The organism is Brevibacillus brevis NBRC 100599 (assembly GCF_000010165.1).
Lineage (GTDB): Bacteria > Bacillota > Bacilli > Brevibacillales > Brevibacillaceae > Brevibacillus > Brevibacillus brevis_D.
Genome location: NC_012491.1, coordinates 391405 through 411224, shown reverse-complemented (window position 1 = coordinate 411224; position 19820 = coordinate 391405). Strand labels below are relative to the sequence as shown.

At 49.4% G+C, this 19820-nt stretch carries 16 protein-coding genes; 2 read left to right on the top strand and 14 right to left on the bottom strand.

Annotated elements, in window-relative coordinates; translation table 11 throughout:
• Nucleotides 1-41: 41 nt before the first annotated feature.
• From BBR47_RS02290 to ytaF, 4 genes are all read right to left on the bottom strand, one after another.
• Nucleotides 42-1016, bottom strand: a complete 975-nt coding sequence (locus BBR47_RS02290) for a copper amine oxidase N-terminal domain-containing protein (RefSeq protein ID WP_012684147.1) — start codon at nt 1014-1016, stop codon at nt 42-44.
• Between the two features lie 126 nt (nt 1017-1142).
• Complete coding sequence (gene yunB / locus BBR47_RS02285; RefSeq protein ID WP_012684146.1) at nt 1143-1859, bottom strand: sporulation protein YunB; 717 nt, start codon at nt 1857-1859, stop codon at nt 1143-1145.
• A 30-nt stretch (nt 1860-1889) separates the two neighbouring features.
• On the bottom strand, nt 1890-4694 hold the full coding sequence (locus BBR47_RS02280) for a calcium-translocating P-type ATPase, SERCA-type (protein WP_012684145.1): 2805 nt from the start codon (nt 4692-4694) through the stop codon (nt 1890-1892).
• A 107-nt stretch (nt 4695-4801) separates the two neighbouring features.
• Nucleotides 4802-5494, bottom strand: coding sequence for a sporulation membrane protein YtaF (ytaF, locus tag BBR47_RS02275; RefSeq protein ID WP_012684144.1), 693 nt, complete (start codon nt 5492-5494; stop codon nt 4802-4804).
• Between the two features lie 165 nt (nt 5495-5659).
• Here ytaF and BBR47_RS02270 point away from each other — a divergent pair, with 165 nt between their 5' ends.
• Together BBR47_RS02270 and BBR47_RS02265 are read left to right on the top strand one after the other, a co-directional pair.
• Complete coding sequence (locus BBR47_RS02270; protein ID WP_012684143.1) at nt 5660-6250, top strand: TetR/AcrR family transcriptional regulator; 591 nt, start codon at nt 5660-5662, stop codon at nt 6248-6250.
• Nucleotides 6251-6269: 19 nt separating this feature from the next.
• Entirely contained in the window at nt 6270-6899 is a 630-nt protein-coding gene (locus BBR47_RS02265; protein WP_012684142.1) for an HXXEE domain-containing protein, read from the top strand.
• 59 nt (nt 6900-6958) lie between these two features.
• Here the strand turns inward: BBR47_RS02265 and BBR47_RS02260 are convergent, their stop codons facing one another.
• The 10 genes from BBR47_RS02260 to kdpB form a co-directional block, all read right to left on the bottom strand.
• Complete coding sequence (locus BBR47_RS02260; protein WP_012684141.1) at nt 6959-8620, bottom strand: DUF4179 domain-containing protein; 1662 nt, start codon at nt 8618-8620, stop codon at nt 6959-6961.
• Complete coding sequence (locus BBR47_RS02255; RefSeq protein WP_007728877.1) at nt 8601-9167, bottom strand: RNA polymerase sigma factor; 567 nt, start codon at nt 9165-9167, stop codon at nt 8601-8603. Before BBR47_RS02255 ends, BBR47_RS02260 begins: the two co-directional genes overlap by 20 nt.
• 189 nt (nt 9168-9356) lie before the next feature.
• A complete protein-coding gene (locus tag BBR47_RS02250; RefSeq protein ID WP_012684140.1) occupies nt 9357-11015 on the bottom strand; it encodes a DUF4179 domain-containing protein in 1659 nt (552 codons plus the stop codon).
• Nucleotides 10996-11562: an RNA polymerase sigma factor gene (locus BBR47_RS02245; RefSeq protein WP_012684139.1), complete on the bottom strand. Its 567-nt coding sequence runs from the start codon at nt 11560-11562 to the stop codon at nt 10996-10998. Before BBR47_RS02245 ends, BBR47_RS02250 begins: the two co-directional genes overlap by 20 nt.
• 123 nt (nt 11563-11685) lie before the next feature.
• The gene (locus BBR47_RS02240) at nt 11686-13017 is read right to left on the bottom strand and encodes a DUF4179 domain-containing protein (protein WP_012684138.1); all 1332 of its coding nucleotides are present in this window, start codon (nt 13015-13017) and stop codon (nt 11686-11688) included.
• 161 nt (nt 13018-13178) lie between these two features.
• Nucleotides 13179-14021, bottom strand: coding sequence for an arginase family protein (locus tag BBR47_RS02235; protein ID WP_012684137.1), 843 nt, complete (start codon nt 14019-14021; stop codon nt 13179-13181).
• A gap of 63 nt (nt 14022-14084) precedes the next feature.
• Nucleotides 14085-14810, bottom strand: coding sequence for a hypothetical protein (locus BBR47_RS02230; protein WP_012684136.1), 726 nt, complete (start codon nt 14808-14810; stop codon nt 14085-14087).
• A 12-nt stretch (nt 14811-14822) separates the two neighbouring features.
• On the bottom strand, nt 14823-17153 hold the full coding sequence (locus BBR47_RS02225) for a universal stress protein (RefSeq protein ID WP_012684135.1): 2331 nt from the start codon (nt 17151-17153) through the stop codon (nt 14823-14825).
• Nucleotides 17154-17174: 21 nt separating this feature from the next.
• A complete protein-coding gene (kdpC, locus tag BBR47_RS02220) occupies nt 17175-17738 on the bottom strand; it encodes a potassium-transporting ATPase subunit KdpC (protein ID WP_012684134.1) in 564 nt (187 codons plus the stop codon).
• Nucleotides 17739-17773: 35 nt separating this feature from the next.
• The gene (gene kdpB, locus BBR47_RS02215; RefSeq protein WP_012684133.1) at nt 17774-19813 is read right to left on the bottom strand and encodes a potassium-transporting ATPase subunit KdpB; all 2040 of its coding nucleotides are present in this window, start codon (nt 19811-19813) and stop codon (nt 17774-17776) included.
• Nucleotides 19814-19820 lie beyond the last annotated feature (7 nt).

Here is a 19820-nt window from a genome sequence, read left to right as displayed (position 1 = left end):
CATAAGAAAACGGGACAGCAAATGCCATCCCGTACTTCCTCTTACTCTACTACGATTTTTTCAGCAGTGCCGATAGGCGGCAGGCTCTTCGTCATCATTGGGCCGTAGAAGGCAACTACTTGCATATCCTCTTTCAGTTCAGCTGGCGAGAGTACCTTGTTGTCTCGCGCATTGATGATCACCGTTTTTTCGGTAATGTTCAGGTTGATTTTTTCTTGGGAGGTTCCGGTAATACCGCGACCCTCTACGAGCATTTTGTAGTTGCCATCTTTGTCAGCAGAGATGCTCGCTACTTTTCCCGCTGTTCCCAGGATGTCCTGAGTCTCCAAGCCGCCTTTTACCGTAATGCTGAGCGCACTTGTTTGTGGCGGCAGGCTCATCGCCATGAATTTTTCGGTCGTAGCATCTACGGCCATACCCAGCTTCAAGTCTTCTGGCTTCAGTACTTTACCAGCTTCATCCGTAATTTTGGTGTCTGCTGTCAGGTGCAGGATGATGCCAGACTCATAGATGTTCAGTGTAACCGAGTAGCCTTTATCGGATTTGTTGATGTTCGTAATGGTACCTGTGCGCATAGGAGCGATTTCGTCCTCCACTACAGTCACTGTATCATCGGTTACATTCACGTCTGCTTGCAGGATTTCGTCTACGAATTTAACTGGCACATAGGTGCTGCCATTCAGTACGCGAGGCTCTGCTCCCAGCGTTTTGTACATTTTTGCGAAAGGATAGCGATCCTCTCCTTCTTTTGCGTAGCTGGTGATCGCGCCTCTTTGCACTTCTGCTGCTTTTTCCTTGTCGTTCCAGCTTACTTTGAAACCAAGAGCTTCAGCAACAGGACGAAGTGGAACCAGTACGGTTTGTTGACCTTTATCGAAGATCGCATCTTGTGCGATTGCTTGACCGTTTATGTTAACAGAAAGTTCTTTTACTGGTTCGGAGGTTGCAGATACCACGCTAGTTCCCAAAGCGGCCAGTGCCGCGATTGTCATCATACCTGTACGGATTGTTTTCATATTGTTTATGCCTCCAATGTGCTTGTTTGTTTTTGTGTGTCTCTATTCATTGGACGGCACCCTTTCAGAAACGTTTCAACAAAATTTTCATAGATGTGTAAATCCTTCATGTATAAGCGAAAAACATCACGGCTGGCTTGGGATCGGGTTGCTTGGGACTTGGTCCGTTCGCGGCATCGGTACATCGGGCTTCCCGGATGGATTGTCGTACAAATAAGTCGGTACCTTGCCGACGATCAGGGCTTCGGAGACTGGGATTTCCGTGGTGACTGTTTGCTGTTTGGTTGCAAAAGGAATAATGACCCGCAGATCGACTTCCACATAAATGTAGACCGTCACCAGCACCATATTGATTCCCGCTTGCTTCAGCTTCGTTTCTAGCTTGGTTTTGACCGCACCAATCGGAACGAACGACACCGGAATATCAGGCCCAATGTGCTCCAGAAAGACGTTTTTGGTAGCCAAGCCTAGTGGTATGGTTGTCTGGACGTGCTCCTGCTCGAATTCCTTCAAGCGATTTTGAATACGGGCTGTCGTTTCCCCCACAATCCGGGAATACTCTTTGAAATTAAAATTCACCGCTTTGATGCTACCACTCTCGTCCTTCTCCATGATGACAACTTCGTTGACGTCGACACCCTGCTGGGTCATGCGTTTGGTGACTGCATCGGTAATCGCGAGCTTGGCGACCTGCTCTGCCTTGGCCTGGGCAATCAGCATCAACGTCGGCTCCACCCTGCGTTCCACAACGATAAACAAAACAATCAATACCACAATGATTAGCAGGATCCCAGCAAAAATTCTCCTTCTGCGTCTTTTCCATCCTCCCCTTCTCACACGCACGATGGCCCCCTCTCCCCTTTGGCGGCTCGGTTAGTCAGGACGAACCGTACGCATAGCTGGTTTTTTTTCTTTGCTTGTGCGCTGTCTGCTGCCGGTAAGCACCCCACCGATTCCCGCGACAAACGTAGGAACTCCCGCCGTGACCAAAATTAATGCCCAATCGCGCAGATTCAGATCCGTCGTTTTGAAGATCGGCTGGAGTGCCTCCATGTATACGACACCGATCACGAGCACGATCGACGAAAGTACGGCCCAAACGAGGTATTTGTTTTCAAATACATTGCGGTGAAAAACACTGTATTGACTCCGGCAATCGAAAACGTGAATCAGCTGCGCCATCACCAACGTGACGAAAGCGACCGTTTGGGCATGCACCAAGTCATTCGGATTCTCTTTGAGAGTCAGCCAGAACGCGAGCAGCGTCATGGCCCCGATGAGAAAGCCACGGCTAATAATTTTCCAGCCCAAGCCTCGGCTGAATATGTTCTCTGCCTTGTTGCGCGGCTTCTGATACATCGTATCTTTTTCCGCCTGATCGATGCCCAACGCCATGGCCGGTAAACCATCTGTCACGAGATTGACCCACAAGATCTGGATCGGCACCAAAGGCAAAGGAAGCCCAAGGAGCATTGCAAAAAACATGACGAGAATCTCGCCTACGTTGGACGCCAGCAAATAACGGATGAATTTTCGAATGTTGTCATAGATGTTACGCCCTTCCTCGACGGCGGCAACAATCGTGGCGAAGTTATCATCGCGCAGCACGAGATCGGCCGCTTCCTTCGTCACATCCGTACCGGTAATCCCCATCGCGATCCCAATGTCTGAGGTCTTGATCGCAGGAGCATCATTGACACCGTCCCCGGTCATGGCGACAACATGTCCTTGACTTTGCAGGGCACGGACAATCCGAAGCTTGTGCTCAGGAGACACACGGGCATAGACAGTCACTCGCTCCGCATACTCTGCGAGTTGCTCATCTGACATGCCATCCAGCTCCCGCCCCTCCAATACTTCTCCGTAGCCACGCATCAAACCAATCTGACGGGCGATTGCTTCTGCTGTCACCTTGTGGTCGCCTGTAATCATGACTGTCTTGATCCCAGCTTGATGGCAAAGATCGATCGCTGGACGTACCTCTTCACGCGGTGGATCGATCATCCCGGCCAATCCGACAAAGACAAGATTGTTTTCCAGAGAGCCAATCGGCTGTCCCGGGCGATAGCCTTGCAGTGTCTTATAGGCGAAGCCTAGTACGCGCAACGCTTTGCCCGCCATGTGTTCCGTTTGCTCCAGTACCTGGTGACGAAGCGTTGCGGAGAGTGGAATGAGCTCACCCTTCCACAAAATATGTGTCGATCTCGCCAGCAATGCCTCCGCCGCGCCTTTGGTCAGCAGGGAATACACACCGTCCATCCCCTTTTCGACGACGGACATCATTTTGCGGTCAGAATCAAAGGGGAGCTCCTCCACACGCTGTCCCTGATTCTTTGGGGTGGTACGCTCTGTATTGCCGCCCAATGCCTTCGCGGCAAGCACCTTGAGAGCACCTTCAGTCGGGTCGCCTATGACTTGCCAAAAGCGTGATGCCTTGCCCATCCCAAGCAGATTGCGCGTGCTTTGCTCCTCGCATGTCAAACGGGCATTGTTGCATCGGTCTGCGATTCGGATCATTTGCGTGAGAGCCCCGTCACGGGCGGGAGATACCATTTTCCCCAGGTAGTGAAAGGCTCCCTCTGGTGCGTAGCCGCTACCGCTCACCTCATACGTGGAATCGCTGTGCCACACTTCGGTAACTGTCATTTTATTTTGAGTCAGGGTCCCTGTTTTGTCGGAGCAAATAACAGAGGCGCAGCCCAACGTCTCGACTGATGGCAGCTTGCGTACGATCGCATTGCGGCGGATCATCCGCTGGACGCCAAGCGCTAGCGCGACAGTCACAATCGCTGGCAAGCCTTCGGGAATCGCCGCAACTGCGAGACTCACCCCGGCCAGGAACATCGTAAACAGCTCATGACCATGCCAGACACCAGCAGCAATGACCACAATCGTCAACAGCAGTGCGACGACCACGAGAATTTTGCCCATTTGCTCCAAGCGCAGCTGCAAAGGCGTTTCTGCTTCTTCCGCTGTATTCATCAAGTGCGCGATTTTCCCAATTTCTGTGCTCATCCCTGTCGCTACGACGATACCGCTCCCTGTTCCTCCGGTCACCATCGTGCCCATGAAAGCGAGATTTTTTTGGTCGCCAAGCGGTACAGTGGAGGCCTGGGCTGTCTCCAGTCTTTTCACGTTTTTTCCGACGGGAACAGACTCTCCTGTCAATGCAGACTCCTCTACCTCTAGCCGATTGGCCAAAAGCAAACGCAAATCTGCGGGAACACGATCCCCAGCCTCCAATTGCACCAGGTCACCAGGTACCAGCCGCGAAGCCGGTATCATAGAAATGTTCCCACCTCGGATGACACGCGCCATCGGGGATGCCAGCTCCTTTAGCGCTTGCAAGGATCGCTCAGCCTTGGCCTCCTGAATAAAGCCGAGGATGCCGTTAATGAGGATGATCGCAATAATCGCAATCGCATCCAAGTACTCTCCGAGGAAGTACGAGATCAATGTTGCGATAAACAGGATGAGTACCATAAAATCCTTGAACTGATCAACAAAGACCGAGTAGAGAGGCTTTCGCTTTTGTTCAGCCAACTGGTTGGCACCTTGTTTAGCCAGTCGCCGCTCCGCCTCCTGCTGAGTCAACCCTTGCGCAGCATCACTATGAAGGGCTTCGGTCACGTCGGCCGCCGCCAGCGTGTACCATTTTCGAATTGGCTGTGTATCCACCTACATCTCCTCCATCCACATCTCACTCATTTTCATGTGTATGCAGACGAGCTAGAAAATAAAACAACCCGTCCATTTATCTGGACGGGTCCGTGTTAGTTTGTCGGTTATTTCAAACTTTTGGCTACACCAATGCAAATCAACAAAATCGGCGGCAGCCAGGTGAGCCGCGTCAGCCAGCTGGCTTTTCCTGCACGGCTGCCGAGAGCAATTCCTACCACAAGAAGCAAGGCACTCATCACTGCGATACAGAGTGCGACAAGCAGTGGCGAGTATCCCAAAAACGTAAGGCTGATGCCTGCGCCGAAAGCATCCAAAGACAGAGCAAGCCCCAACATGACGGCCTCCCAGCCCATAATATGCCCAGAACGGTCAGTATCGGCTTTGGACGGATCTTTTAAAATCTGGATCATCACACCAAAAATACGGAACTGCGACAATAATACGATGGGTTCCTGCTCTTCCTGTTTTTCTTCGGCTACAACGGCGTTGTTGCTCGCAGCAGTAGACTCCTGAACCTCTGTCCCTGACCTTGTCTCAATCAGCCGCCACAGAGTAAACAAACCCATGAGGATCAAGACCGCAGCTCCAATATACTGGCCAATCTCGGGTGTTAACCATTCGGTGAGGGATGAGCCTACAAGCATGACACCATAGACAACAGCAAACGAACAACCGGAAACGACAACGAGCGACAAAAAGGGCATTCTCATGTTCCGTAAACCATACGTCAATCCTACACTGACACTGTCCATGCTGATGGCCAGGGAAACGAGCAGGAGTGCGAGCCATCCGCTCATATGTGGTCACCTCTTTCCCATTGCCTATTAGGTATACGCGAAAAGCTCCGCTGATGTGCCAATAAATCATTGCCTTCTTGGGTGGAAGCTGATACCATAAAATTAAACAACGTTTAAAACGTCGTTTAACAAAGCATTTTGCTTCTATTCAAAAGGAGGTTGGTCATGTCACAGGCAGACAAAAACACCGAAACGAAAGCAAAAATTTTGCAATCGACACTGGATTTGATCAAGATGGAGGGCTTCGAGAGTGTAACCGTGCGGAAAATCGCAGCGGATTCCGGTACCAACGTTGCTTTGGTTAACTACTATTTCGGTTCCAAGGATAGGCTCATCAATGAAGCCCTCAGCGCTTTTCTAGGCAGCTTTACAGCTACATTTGATATCTTGGATAACACATCTCTGCTTCCCCAAGAACGACTCAAGCAGTTTTTAATGAGCTACGTGCAGATCATCCAGCAATATCCCGAGCTGGTTTCGCGAATCTTCTCACTTGGTGGCGCTGTATTTACTTCGCAATATGAGTACGGTCAATTCCTCAAAAGCATCGGATTTGTGAAGATTGAGAGAGTTTTGAAGGAAATTACCCACGAAGAAAACCATGAGGTTCTCATGATGATGATCATGCAGTTGTTCGGAGCGATTTTTCTGCCAGCATTGCTCAAATCAATATTGTCTACAGGCGCTGGCATCGAGATAGCTTCCGTAGAACAACAGATTGATTTGTTATTCGCACGCTATTTTCATGAAAAATAAGAAATAGGGGGAGAGACAGATGGGCTTTTTGCGAAAATACTGGTCTGATTTCGGTCTGCTAGTGGCAGTTGGCGTTGGTCTGTATTTGATGATTCAATGGGGTACCATTCCTATTATCGAGCGGCTGTTGTGGCTAAGCTTCATCGCCATCCTTGTTCATCAGTATGAAGAGTATCGTTGGCCCGGATATTTTGCCGGACTGTTTAACGGTTTGATTTTCAAAAGCAGCCATCCAGAGCGTTACCCGCTGAATCCACAGTCTGCGATGATCATCAACCTCGTTATTGCCTATGTCTTTTATCTGGTTCCCCTCTTGTTCCCAACGGTCATCTGGCTCGGCTTGGCACCGATTCTCATGGGCTTCTTTCAGTTTATCTGGCATGGAGTTTTTGCGAATCTAAAAGCGAAAACGCTCTACAATCCGGGCTTGTTCGCCGTGATTTTCTTCCACATCCCGATCGGGGTATGGTATATCAGGCACATTATTTCCACTGGCATGGTAACCACATCAGACTGGTTCATTGGGACGGGCTACTTCATCGTTGCGGTGTACATTCTCATTGTGAAGGGGAATATTTGGCTAAAGGACGAAAATTCCCGTTATACCTTTACTCGTCAACAGTTGGGGCCTTACGTACACAAATCATAAAAACCAGCTCCTGTGATGAAAAAGAAGAGGCCACTGTCGGCCTCTTCCTTTTCTTTGAACTATTTGATTTCAATCGGTACTTCCCACTTCACGTCGTGTTCCATCATATAGGTAGCGTAGGATACCGTGAGCTTTTTCGGTTGTTGCTTCAAGCGCGGAATCGAGATCTCACCTTTGATCTGTACCCGTCCGTCCTTGTCTCTTGTGCTTTCCGTGCTCACTGACGCAGCGTAAGTCTTCCCATTTTCATCCTTTACAGACCAATCGCGGTTCTCGACTATGCCTTTTCCTAATGTACCCTCTATGGTCATTACGGCCTCACCTAGATCTTCGCCGTTACCTGGCTCCCATGCAAAAGAAGAGAATGTAAAGGTACTGCCTGTCTCATCCTTGAAAGTCGCAGCTTTCTTGTCTAGTTCTGTTGGAACCAGATCAAATGTAGGCGAAGCCAGCTTTTTCTCATAAATTTTCTTTAGCTCAAGCTTTAATTTTTGTTCTCCCTGTATCGGGCCAAATGTATGCCACCAATTCAAGACATCGCCTTCTGGTCTTTCTTCCGCTTCTTCTTCTGTTCTTGGTGTGAAAAGAACATTCTCCTTGTTATCAAGCTCATCATCTAATGATTTCATATCCCAAGCGGCTACCACATCCCCTTTTTCATTGGTGATTTCGTACATCATATTCTCTCCCGAAAAAGCAGGATCACGCTCTTTTTCTGTGACAATGGCGCCTTGCGGATTTTTCCGATCGTACAGGATCGACGTTCGTTCAACCTCCAAATAAGCTGATTTTGGGAAAGTGGTATCCAGCATGACCCGTGTCGCACTCGGGGAAAATTCGATATTTTTCAGCTCAATCCCAAGCCCTTGCGGCGATTGAAAAACAGTATCCTTGAAGGCAACCGTTTTCGTCGCTTCCTTGGCTTTCTTCATATCGATCGGAACTTCCAATGACCATTTTCCTGTCTTATCTGCGATTTCTGTCTGTTCTAAATGCAAGGTCAGTTGGTCAGGAGTCGCCTCAGTTGATTCGAAGATTTCGTTCAAAAATCGCTCTGTGATGAAAAACTCTCCATGACTTCCCCAATTATCTCCTCCATCATCCTCAAACCAATCCTTACCGTTCTGATCAATTAGCTTCGCATTCAAATTATGATCTTCAATCTTCTTACCGCTCTCGTCGTACACATCATAGATGACTGCGATCCTCATCGAGTCAGCCAACAGCTCTTTTAACTCGACCGTAATTCCTTGATCGGTTACTTTTTGCTCCAGCTTTTGGACAAGGCCTTTATTGACAGCATTTTTCATACCGCTATCCGCATTTTTTTCAATCTGGAACAAGCTATTCACATAATTCGCAAACGTAGGTGATACAACCGTTCCTGTCACCACCAACGCGGTAAGTCCTGCTACTACCAATCCTGTCTTCTTCACAATATCCCAACCCCTTTGTCTTCTGGTTCGGGAGGAGTGCTTTCGCGTAGAACGTGGAGGAACTGCATCAGACAGCTTATCCATGACCTCATCTGTAAACGTATCGGGTACAAGAGCATCTGGAATGTCGGAAAAATCCACTTCTTGCATGCCTTCTACCCACTCTTGCAGGTACTTCTGGCATTGTGGGCAATTTTCCACATGTTGCTCCAATCCTTTGCTCTCGGCAGGGGCCAGCTCATCGTTTACGTATAGCTTCAATTGATTAAACATGAAGCATTTCATAAATAGCTCCCCCTCCCATCGTTTTCTCTAGGCTGTCCTTCATCTTTTTGCGGGCACGGAATAATCGCATCTGAACGGAGCTCTCCGAGAGAGACAGTCGCTCGCTGATTTCCCGATACGACAGTCGCTGTAGGTAAAACAGGACGAATACCTCCCGATACTCCTCATCCAGTAGCATGATGCTGCGTTCCAGCTCGGCGTCCCGTTCTTTTTTCAACAAAGTCGTCTCTGGCGTGTCTGGGTCAATCAGCTGCTCCTCATCGATTTCTACCTGCTCTGTCCGTTTACGTTTTCGCATTTCATCGAAACAATGATTGCTCGCAATTCGATACAGCCATGAAGAAAACCTGTACTCAGGCCGATAGTCGTGTAAACGATAAAAGGTTTTGATAAACACGTCTTGAGCCAAATCCTGTGCGTCTGGCATGTTGCCGATCATCCTGTACAAATAGCCAACGATCTTGCCCTTGTATCTGTCAACAATTTGTCTGTACTGCTCATGATCGCCAGCCAGGATTTGCTCGATTAGTTCCTGATCGTCCGGCATTTTGCTACTCCTCCATCTATCACAGATCAAGCCAGCGGGGAATGCTGCGCAGCTTCCGTTTTGGTTGATTCATAAGCTAATACGGAATTGCTGGAAAAACCTTTCTCTACTTTTAAAAAATTCTATAATCACTTATCGAAATAAAAAAGAAGAGGCCTCTGTCAGCCTCTTCCCCTGTCTGTCTTTCATCTATTTGATTTCAAACGGCACTTCCCAATTTACGGGGTGTTCCACTGCATATTCCTTATAGGTTACCGAAAGACTTTTTGGTCGTTTCTCCATACGAGGAATTTCCAGTTTACCTTTGACGTGCACTCGTCCATCTTTGTCTCTGGTGCTATTGGTTTTCAAACGGACCGGATGGCTCTGGCCATTTTCATCCTTTACATCCCAAGATTGGGTATTGACTACATCTTTCCCCAATGTGCCTTCTACTGTCAAGACAGCCACACCTGGCTTATTGTCACTACCCGACTCAAATGAAAAGGCCGAAAATGTAAAGGTACTGCCTGTTTCATCTTTGAAGGTTGCTGATCTCTTGTTTAATTCTGCTGGAGCAAGATCGAATTTAGAAGAAGCCCATTTTTTCTCATAAATTTTTTTGAGCTGTAGCTTTAGTTTTTGCTCCCCTTGTATCGGGCCAAATGTATGCCACCACTTCATCTCATAGTCACCTTGTGACCTGCCTACCGCTCCCATTAACCTGAGAACATTCTTCTCCTTCGTAATTCCCTCATCCAAAAACGGATTATCCCAAGCAGCTACGACATCGCCTTTTTCGTTTGTAATTTCGTACGCAATATCGTTCCCCGATAAAATGGGATCCTTGTATTTTTCCGTTATATTGGATCTCTCGCCTTCCAAGGTTACCTCTTCCATTTCCCGTTCAACTTCTACATAAGCTGATTTAGCAAGAGTAGTTTCTAGCATCAGGCGGGTCGCACTCGGGGAAAATTCGATTTTTTCCAGTTCAATCTCCATACCCAGTGGTGAATGAAAAGCTGTATCCTGGAAAACAACGGTTTTGGTCGCTTCCTTGGCTTTCTTCATATCGATCGGGATTTCCAATGACCATTTTCCCTTTTTCCCTGCGATTTCGGTCTGTTCTAATTTTAAGGTCAACATATTCGGAGTAGCTTCGGCAGATTCAAAAATAGTGTTTAAGGGCTGCTCTACGATAAAATACTTTCCGTGACCACCCAAGGTTGGTCCATCGTCTTCCAACCAATCTTTCCCTGTTGAATCAATCAGATAAGCATTCAGTAGGTGTCCATCTTCACCAATTTTAATTTGCTTGCCGTTCTGGTCGTACACATCATAGATCACGGCGATTCTCATCGAGTCTGCCATCACCTCTTTTGCTTCGAAAGTAATCCCTTGATCGGTTACTTTTTGCTCAAGCTTTTGGACAAAACCTTTATCAACAGCATTTTTCATGCCATTATCCGCATCCTTCTCAATCTGGAACAAGCTATTCACATAGTTGGCAAACGTCGGTGAAACGACCGTACCTGTCACGACCAAAGCCGTTAGTCCTGCTACTACCAATCCTGTCTTCTTCACAATATCCCAGCCCCTTTGTCTTCTGGTTCGGGAGGAGCGCTTCCGTGCCGTGCGTGCGGGAGCTGCTTCGAACAGTTTACGCATGACCTCGTCCGTAAACGTATCGGGTACAGGAACTTCCGGATAAGTGGAAAATTCCTCTTCCAGCATGTGATCTACCCACTCTTGCAGCTTGATTTGACATTGTGGGCATTCTACTGCATGCTGTTCCAGTCCTTTGCTTGCGGCAGGGGGGAGCTCGCCATTGGCATAGAGCTTCCATTGATTAAACATGAAGCATTTCATGAACATCTCCCCCTCCCATTGTTTTCGTCAGGCTTTTTTTCATCTCTTTACGAGCACGGAACAAACGCATTTGAACAGCGCTCTCCGTAAGAGACAGTCGCTCGCTGATTTCCCGATACGACAGACGCTGTAAGTAGTGCAGGACGAACACCTCGCGATACTCCTCATCCAGCAGCATGATACTGTGTTCCAACTGGGCGTCCCGTTCCTTTTTTAACAGGGCGGTTTCTGGTGTCTCTGGATCAACGATCTGTTCCTCTACGATAGCGGTCTGCTCCGTCCTTTTGCGTCTTCGTATTTCATCGAGACAATGATTGCTCGCGATGCGATACAGCCATGAAGAAAACTTGTGCTCAGGCCGATAGTCTTTCAATAGGTAAAAGGTTTTGGTAAACACGTCTTGAGCCAAATCCTGTGCGTCCGGCATGTTACCGATCATTTTGTACAAGTAGGTCACGATCTTGCCATTGTACCTGTCGATAATCTGACTGTACAGCTGATGATTGCCCGCCTGGATTTGCTCGATCAATTCCCGATCGTCCGGCATTTTTCCTACTCCTCCATCTATCACCGATCAGCCAGTGGGGAATGCTGCGCAGCTTCCTGTTTTGGTTGATTCACCACTAATACGAATGAGCTGGAAAATCCTTTCTCGTTATTTTGAAAAATTTTATTTTCCTGTCAAAAGAGGTACCGCAAAGCTCACATCGCGATGCTCCTTCAACATACTGTCAAAGGTGATCGTCATTTGCTTTGGCAAGGATTTCATCTCCTCGATTTCCAAATTCCCTCTTACTTTCATCCGTCCATTTTGATTGGCGGATTCCTCGATATGGCATACCGCACTGTACTTTTTGCCCTTTTCGTCCGTCACGTACCATGTATCAAACGGGAAGATTCCCACTACTCCTTCCGCTAGCGTCCCCTCAAACTCGATGTTGTGGCGATCCTCTCCGCTGCCCTTAGATACCTTGTGAAACGTGAAGCGAGTCCCATTCTTTTCTGCTGTAACTGGCTTTGCTCCCACACTGGCAGGGTCCAGTTTTACGCTGAATCCTGGCTCTTCCTCTGTATAAACAGCATGCAGCTTAAAGGTTAGACCATTCGATTCTTTCAGGTCGTGGAAGTAATGAAATTGTCGCAGCCCTTTTTCCACTGGAGCAGACTCGCGCCATTTCATCGTATTGATTACGTTTTTCTGAATGCTCTCATCATGGATAGCGACTGCAGAGTCCCATGCGCCAAGGACGACTCCCTTTTCATTGACAAGCTGATAGCTGAAGTCCTTGTTATTCGAATCAATCACCACTTCTGTTCCACTCGGTGCAAAGGTAATCTCTCGCAAATCGAACTGAAATCCTTGGAGAGAGGTATGGGACTGATTGACAGCCACTGTTTTCGTCGCAGCTTTTGCTTTTTTCAAGTTCACGGGTACCGACAGCTGCCAGTTGCCTTTGGTACTGCCCATCTTTTTCATGTGGAACTCTACGACCAGCTCGTCCGGCAGCTTGTTCCCATCGTCAAAATAGCTTCTGAGCTCGTGTTCAAACAGGATGTAATCGCCTATCTGGTTTGTTTTCCACGACACTTGATTGGGGGATGAGCTATGTAAAACCTTGCCCGCTTTATCCTTGATCGTGATTTCTTGATATTCATGGGTGGGGGTGTGGAAATTATCCCAATACACATCTGTTGCCTTGCCGTCTTTGTCTTTTACCCCGGCGATGATACTGATGCGCAGCGGGTCTGCCAGAACCTCTTTTGCTTCCAAGATAAAGCCTTGATCGGTCACTTTCAGATCAAGCGGCTGGGTAAATCCATTTTGAGCGGCTTGCAAAATTCCAGGATCTCCAGCCTTTTGCGAGACAAACAAGCTAGTATTCACAGACGGTGCTGCATTCACCACTGCTGCCGGACTACTTGTGAAAAACGACGGGGACACGAGGATTCCCGTTGATACAACGACTGCCAATGCTGCCACACATAATGCCATTTTTTTCATAACTGCTCCACTCCTTATTTTCCTAGATTCACTCAATATTCACGAGAAACAATCGTTCGGTTCACGAGGAGCACGCAAAAAAAGAGCTCGACAGCCTGAACGAAATCAGGTCTGCCGAGCTCACTCGTTATCGAATTTACTATTTCATAAATGAGAGGGCTTTAAGCACGTGCAGCTAGTGCCCGAGCGAGCAACTCTACCAGTCTCCTTGCATACTCGCCAGTGGTATCCCTTGCGCCTGAGAATTCCGTCATTTCCATACTGGTCACGCGCGAATCTCGTAGAACAGTCGCCACTAATGCTTCGGCTTCCGACAGAGACAGTCCAATATCACTTGGAGAATAAGCCGCTGGCATCGCGTCTTTGTGCATGATATCTACGTCGAAATGAACGAGGATTTTGGCATCAGGCGGGATCGATTGGAGCGTATGAGAAACTCGTTCCACAATACTTCCTTCTGTGAGCTGAGCCAAGGTCATGACCTCTACGCCAAACGTCTCCGCTGGCATCTGCTGACAGCCGACAAGGCGGATTCGCTCTGCATCCCAGCCACTTGGTTCGATCCATTGTCCACGATCCTGAAGCAAAAACCACAATCCCATCCCTGCTGCCCCAATACAGCGAGAAGCCGATGGCACTAATGCATCCAGATGACCGTCTAACACCAGCAGATACGCTTTCTCTTGATGAATAGCCTGATGAGCCTGCGCCGTTGCAACGACCAAACTGCAATCGCCGCCGAGCATCAAGACAAAATCGTCTGTATTGAGCCACTCTTGCGCGTCCTTTTGCAGCAAATCCCAAAGCATACGCGGAGCCGGCCAATTACGAACTGGTGGAATATTATGGCGCGGCAACTCATCGGGAAGATGCAGATTTCCTACATCCTGCACCTCCAAGCCATTCTGCTGCAACTGCTCGATCAATCCTGCTGTACGAAGCGCGTCCGGAGCTAACTCTGTACCAGAGATATACGCCCCTGTGAAATGCGGGATACTAGCCACTTTTACGTTTATAAACAGTCCCTCCCAAGGAAATTCATTTGTATGAACATCCCTAAAAGTATATCACAGCCTGCCTTGCAAAAATTGGATGAGATCACCGACGGACGGTCGTAACCAACGATCTGGCAAGGATGCTTTTTCCCCGCGCAGCAATTGGCAAGCAAGCGCATTCGGATGGACATCTGCACTTAAAAAATACACTTGGTGTACAGGCTGCGGGAGAGCGTCCATGACCTCCACACATTTGCTGACATACATTTGAAGCGCATCCCGATAGGCGGGAGTCGTTAATGCCGCGCCACACCACACATCAATTCCGGTCAACTCCTTGGCATGGGCTGCATCCAGGCTTTTGGCGAGCGAGCAGATAACGAACAGTAGCTTCTCTGGCGCCAGATTGAACCGCTTCTGATACTGCTTGGTAAAACGGGCGAGCGTCGCATTCCAGGACGGCGTATCGTAGCTACCGAGATCAGGGATGCATTTGAGTGCCCCGACTAGCTGCTCTTCCCTCTTTATAAACAAGAGACCGTCGATCACTTGAAACGAAAGCCCGCTCAACTGCCCGGACAAAAACTCACCCACCCGCTCATGCATGACGCGAGAGATTCGCTGTGAGGATTTGCGCTTTAGCTTTTGCCGTATGCGCACCTCTTCTTCCTCCAGATAGACCCGTATCAGCCTGGAAAACAAATCTGCCTCCGTAGTTGGCTCTCGTATCAGGCACTCCAAACGGCTATAGGCGTCTGCCACGCTTTGGTCCCATTGCCCTTCTTTTTCTGTGCCCATCATTACCCTCCCTCACATCATATCGGGTGCGTGATCAGCCACGACCAGCACATCCATGTGTCGGACCTCCCGCAATAATCGCTGGATGACCGAACCCTCGAGAATTTCCTTCCAGCGGGTTCGTGCCGACTGCCCGATGACGACCTGCGTCGTTCCTTTTTCGTTCATATGCCAAACTAGCTTGGTGAAAACCTTGCGTCGGGAAGGGGCTTCGTATCGTTCAAAACGACCTCCGAGACGCTCCGTTAGTGCCTTCAGCTTCGCCAGCTGCGTCTCTTCCTCTTCTGTCAGCGACGGATGATCCTGCACGTAAGCTACATGCCAGGACGCCTTCAGCCGATAGGCAATTCGGAACCCTCGGCGAATCAATCGTTCACTATCTGCCCGCAAATTCACACAGACAAAAATGACTTCCTGCTGCCGCCAAGGCCCGCGCAGCGTTCGTCGCTCCCATGCCTCCAAGCGTTCGTCGACGTCGTCCGCCACTTCACGCAGGGCCAACTCTCTTAACGCGATCAAATTCCCTGTTTTGAAAAAGTTGGTCAGTGACTGCTCCACCTTTTCCATCGCGTAAATATTTCCCTCCCGCATCCGCTGGCGTAGCGCTTTGGGTGAAATATCAATCAGCTCTACCTCATCTGCCTGATGCAGAATATGGTCCGGCACCGTCTCTCGAACGCGGATTCCCGTAATTTGCTCGACGCTGTCATTTAAGCTCTCCAAGTGCTGAATGTTCATCGTGGAGATGACGGAAATACCCGCAGCCAAAATCTTCTCGACATCGTGATATCGCTTCTCATAGGCACTCCCTGGCACGTTCGTATGTGCCAGCTCATCCACCAGTACGACCTCCGGATTTCGCCGGATAATTTCGTCTGTGTCCATTTCTTCTAGCGTCACATTTTTATACGGGATGCGCTTGCGCGGGATAAGAGGAAGTCCCCCTACCTGCTCAATGGTTTCTTTTCGTCCATGCGTTTCTAAAAGCCCAATCACCACGTCGATGCCATTTTCAGCTAGCTCGTTACCTTCTCGGAGCATCGTGTATGTCTTGCCGACACCTGGTGCGGCTCCTACATATACTTTTAGCGTCCCGCGCTTGATTTTCCCGATTTCTTGCTGCATCTCCTCATCGGAGAGTCGTCGGTACGGATTGACCGTTACCGCCTGTTCTCGCTTGGTCGGCATGACGCGCTCACCGTCTCGCTCGGAACGATCTGCCACGATCAAGATATCGATATTTTTCGTTTGCCGAAGAATCTTATGGACGATGGAGCCGTACCATATCTCGTCCCAGCGCGTACGCTTAGACTGCCCCATGACGATGCGGGTCACATTATTCTCCATCGCATAGGCGACGAGCTCATTTGCTACGTCCTTTTCACGTGCAAGCATCTGCTCTTCAAAGGTACCACCGACTTTGTCCACGAGCTTTCCGATGGATCTCTTAAAAGTCGCTTCTTCCTTCGTCAGCTTTTTGGATAAAGGGAGAAAACAGACGACCAAGAGCTCTCCGCCGAGCCGCTTGGCAACCTGTTGTCCGCGCCGAACCAATATCGAGCCGTTCCAATGATACTGGGCAGAAACCAGTACCTTCTCTGTGGCTCCTGAAGCCCCCACCATGCCGTGCTTCTCCCGATAATCCTCCAAATCCTCGTTTACGCCCGTAGCTACGAACCGAAGAGCGAGTTCTCGCAGCATATGCAGATTGTCTCTTCGAAACAACGGATGCTTCGTTCGAGTCGGGTTGCGATCATCTTCTTGCAGCCGTTTCAGAATGGCTTCTGGCGTGACGTCGAGCAATTTCACCTCGTCAGCCATGGCAAGCGTATCCTCAGGGACACACTGGTCAATCCGCACTTCAGCCTTCGTCAGTCGCTCCGCCATTTCTTTCATCCCGGCTAACTCGTAAATGTTGACCGTCGCAATCACACTAATATTGTTATTCAGCAAAAACTGAACATCGTCGAGCCGGGTTGGACGCGGGGCATCTGAACGATTGCGATGAGCCAAACCGTCTACGAGCACAACTTCCGGATCTCGCTCGATAATGGCTGCAACGTCCAGATCATGTTTCGCTTCCCCGAGAGAATACCAGATGATTGGCTCGATTTGCTCCAAACCCTCCCGCTTTTGCGCCAGCTTGGGATGAGTGGCCTCAACTGAGCCAGCTACGACCACATCAATCCCTTTTTTCTTAAGCGTCTGCCCTTCCATGAGCAGGTGATAAGTTTTACCTGCACCACTGACTGCCCCCAGAATGATTTTCAGCCTGCCCCGGTGCATTCTGGAGATGGACTGCAAGATTTCCTCCGGGGACTTTCGCCGAAACTGCTCTACCATCTCGCAGCCCTCCTTCTATCTTTACTTCTTCAATTCGTCCAAGGCCAAATTCAGCTTCACTACATTGACACGCGGCTCTCCGAATACACCCAAGCTTCTTCCCTCTGTATTCGCTTCAATCAGAGCCTGTAATTGTACCGGTTCGAGATTACGGGCCTTGGCTACACGCTCTACTTGTATTCGGGCAGCCTTTGGAGAGATATGCGGGTCCAGACCGGAAGCGGAGTTAGTCAGCAAATCAGCCGGGATGTCTTCCTGCTTCACGCCAGGATTCGCTGCTAGAAATGCGGCGATATCCTTTTGCGTACGTTCGATCAGGGCCGGGTTGGATGGCGCGTAGTTGTTCGAGCCAGAGCCTGACGCATTGTTATCAATAGAAGAAATGCGGCCCCAGAAGTACTTCGGATCGGTGAAGGTCTGCCCAATCAGCTCGGAGCCAACCACCTTGCCACTCCCATCGGTGATGAGACTACCACTTGCTTGTGCAGGCATGACAACCTGTGCAACTCCTGTCATCGCCAGCGGGTAGGCAACGCCGCAAATCAGCAGCAAAACGAGGCTGAGACGCAAATTTTTCAAAATCATATCGGTTCACCTGAGCTTTCTTTTTTCAATATGAATTAAATTAAATTCAATCCACTCAAAATCAAGTCAATCAGCTTGATGCCCACGAACGGAACGATAATTCCTCCCAAGCCATAGATCACCAGGTTGCGGCTAAGCAGCTTTGTCGCGCTCATCGGCGTGTATTTCACACCTTTCATCGCCAACGGAATCAGGATCGGAATAATGATCGCATTGAAGATCAACGCGGACAAAATCGCACTTTGCGGTGTAGCCAAGCCCATAATGTTGAGTGCACTCATTTGCGGGATCGCCAGCATGAACATCGCAGGAATGATCGCGAAGTATTTCGCTACGTCATTGGCGATACTGAACGTCGTCAATGCACCGCGTGTCATCAAAAGCTGCTTGCCAATCGCAACGACCTCGATGATTTTGGTCGGGTCAGAATCCAAGTCGACCATGTTCGCTGCTTCCTTCGCCGCTACCGTTCCTGTATTCATCGCCAGACCAACATCGGCTTGTGCGAGAGCTGGCGCGTCATTCGTACCATCACCTGTCATGGCGACCAGCTTGCCTGCCGCTTGTTCTTTGCGGATCAGCGCAATCTTGTCTTCCGGCTTGGCTTCCGCTACGAAATCATCTACACCAGCTTCGCGGGCAATCGTCGCTGCTGTCAGCGGGTTATCTCCCGTACACATGACCGTACGAATCCCCATCCGGCGCAGCTCTTCAAAGCGTTCGCGCATCCCTGGCTTTACGGTATCCTTCAAGTAAATCAAACCGAGAATCGTATTGCCTTCTACTACAGCCAATGGCGTGCCGCCCGCCGTTGCAATCCGGTTTGCTTTTTCATCCAAATCAGCAGGGATGTTGCCCCCTTGCTCTGCCACGTATTTCTTGATGGCGTCGACGGCTCCTTTACGGATGATGACCCCGTTTGCCAGATTCGTCCCGCTCATTCTTGTTTCAGCGCGGAACTCCACGCCTTCGGAACCGGGCAATTCCAGTTCAGCAGGTGCCAGACCTTGTTTTTTCGCCAGCTCTACAACAGAGCGTCCTTCCGGTGTTTCGTCATGGACTGAGCTTTGTGCAGCTACTCGGTTCAATTCCGTGCTTTTGGTGTTGCCTACGGTGACAAACTCGGCAGCCATCCGGTTACCATGCGTGATCGTTCCCGTTTTATCCAAAATAATAGTGTTGATGTCACCAGACGCCTCAACCGCTTTACCCGACATGGCGATGACGTTAAACTGTGTGACCCGGTCCATACCTGCAATCCCAATCGCTGACAAGAGTCCGCCAATCGTGGTTGGAATCAAGCAAACGAGCAAAGCAATCAGTGTCGCAACCGGAATGGCTGCATGTACATAGTTGGCTATCGGCAGCAAAGTCGTGCAAACGATCAAGAAAATTAACGTTAAGCTGACCAACAGCGTATTCAACGCAATTTCATTCGGAGTCTTCTGTCTCTTCGCTCCTTCCACCAACGAAATCATGCGATCCAAAAACGATTCGCCGGGATCAGTCGTCACCCGGACACGGATGCGGTCACTGACGACACGTGTGCCTCCCGTGACAGAGCTAAAATCGCCACCTGCTTCTTTAATGACCGGGGCGGATTCACCTGTAATCGCTGATTCGTCCACAGAGGCGACACCCTCGACGATTTCCCCGTCGGATGGAATCAGCTCGCCTGCTTCCACGATGACCAGATCGCCCTTTCGCAGTTCTGTGGAACTGACGACTTGCACGCGACCATCTTTCCCCACTTTTTTTGCTTGCGTGTCCTGCTTCGTTTTTTTCAAGCTCTCTGCCTGTGCTTTGCCGCGCCCTTCTGCCAAGGCTTCTGCGAAGTTCGCGAACAAAATCGTCACGAACAGGATCAAGCTGACGACGCCGTTGTAAAACGGGTCCGAAGCTCCCCCAAACAAATTCGGCACAAACGTCAGGAGAAGCGTAATGAAGAACCCGATCTCTACCACGAACATGACTGGATTTTTCATCATCACACGCGGGTCCAGTTTTTTGAAGGACTCGACAAAGGCCCGTTGATACAAATCTTTAGGAAGCGCAACCGTGCGCGTTCTACTCATGGAAAAT

What these genes read in the sequence shown, in the direction of transcription:
- BBR47_RS02290 (WP_012684147.1), bottom strand. Translation starts at nt 1,016, where the DNA reads ATGAAAACAATCCGTACAGGTATGATGACAATCGCGGCACTGGCCGCT.
- ytaF (WP_012684144.1), bottom strand. Translation starts at nt 5,494, where the DNA reads ATGAGCGGATGGCTCGCACTCCTGCTCGTTTCCCTGGCCATCAGCATG.
- BBR47_RS02270 (WP_012684143.1), top strand. Translation starts at nt 5,660, where the DNA reads ATGTCACAGGCAGACAAAAACACCGAAACGAAAGCAAAAATTTTGCAA.
- BBR47_RS02265 (WP_012684142.1), top strand. Translation starts at nt 6,270, where the DNA reads ATGGGCTTTTTGCGAAAATACTGGTCTGATTTCGGTCTGCTAGTGGCA.
- BBR47_RS02260 (WP_012684141.1), bottom strand. Translation starts at nt 8,620, where the DNA reads ATGAAATGCTTCATGTTTAATCAATTGAAGCTATACGTAAACGATGAG.
- BBR47_RS02255 (WP_007728877.1), bottom strand. Translation starts at nt 9,167, where the DNA reads ATGCCGGACGATCAGGAACTAATCGAGCAAATCCTGGCTGGCGATCAT.
- BBR47_RS02250 (WP_012684140.1), bottom strand. Translation starts at nt 11,015, where the DNA reads ATGAAATGCTTCATGTTTAATCAATGGAAGCTCTATGCCAATGGCGAG.
- BBR47_RS02245 (WP_012684139.1), bottom strand. Translation starts at nt 11,562, where the DNA reads ATGCCGGACGATCGGGAATTGATCGAGCAAATCCAGGCGGGCAATCAT.
- BBR47_RS02240 (WP_012684138.1), bottom strand. Translation starts at nt 13,017, where the DNA reads ATGAAAAAAATGGCATTATGTGTGGCAGCATTGGCAGTCGTTGTATCA.
- BBR47_RS02230 (WP_012684136.1), bottom strand. Translation starts at nt 14,810, where the DNA reads ATGGGCACAGAAAAAGAAGGGCAATGGGACCAAAGCGTGGCAGACGCC.
- BBR47_RS02225 (WP_012684135.1), bottom strand. Translation starts at nt 17,153, where the DNA reads ATGGTAGAGCAGTTTCGGCGAAAGTCCCCGGAGGAAATCTTGCAGTCC.
- kdpC (WP_012684134.1), bottom strand. Translation starts at nt 17,738, where the DNA reads ATGATTTTGAAAAATTTGCGTCTCAGCCTCGTTTTGCTGCTGATTTGC.
- kdpB (WP_012684133.1), bottom strand. Translation starts at nt 19,813, where the DNA reads ATGAGTAGAACGCGCACGGTTGCGCTTCCTAAAGATTTGTATCAACGG.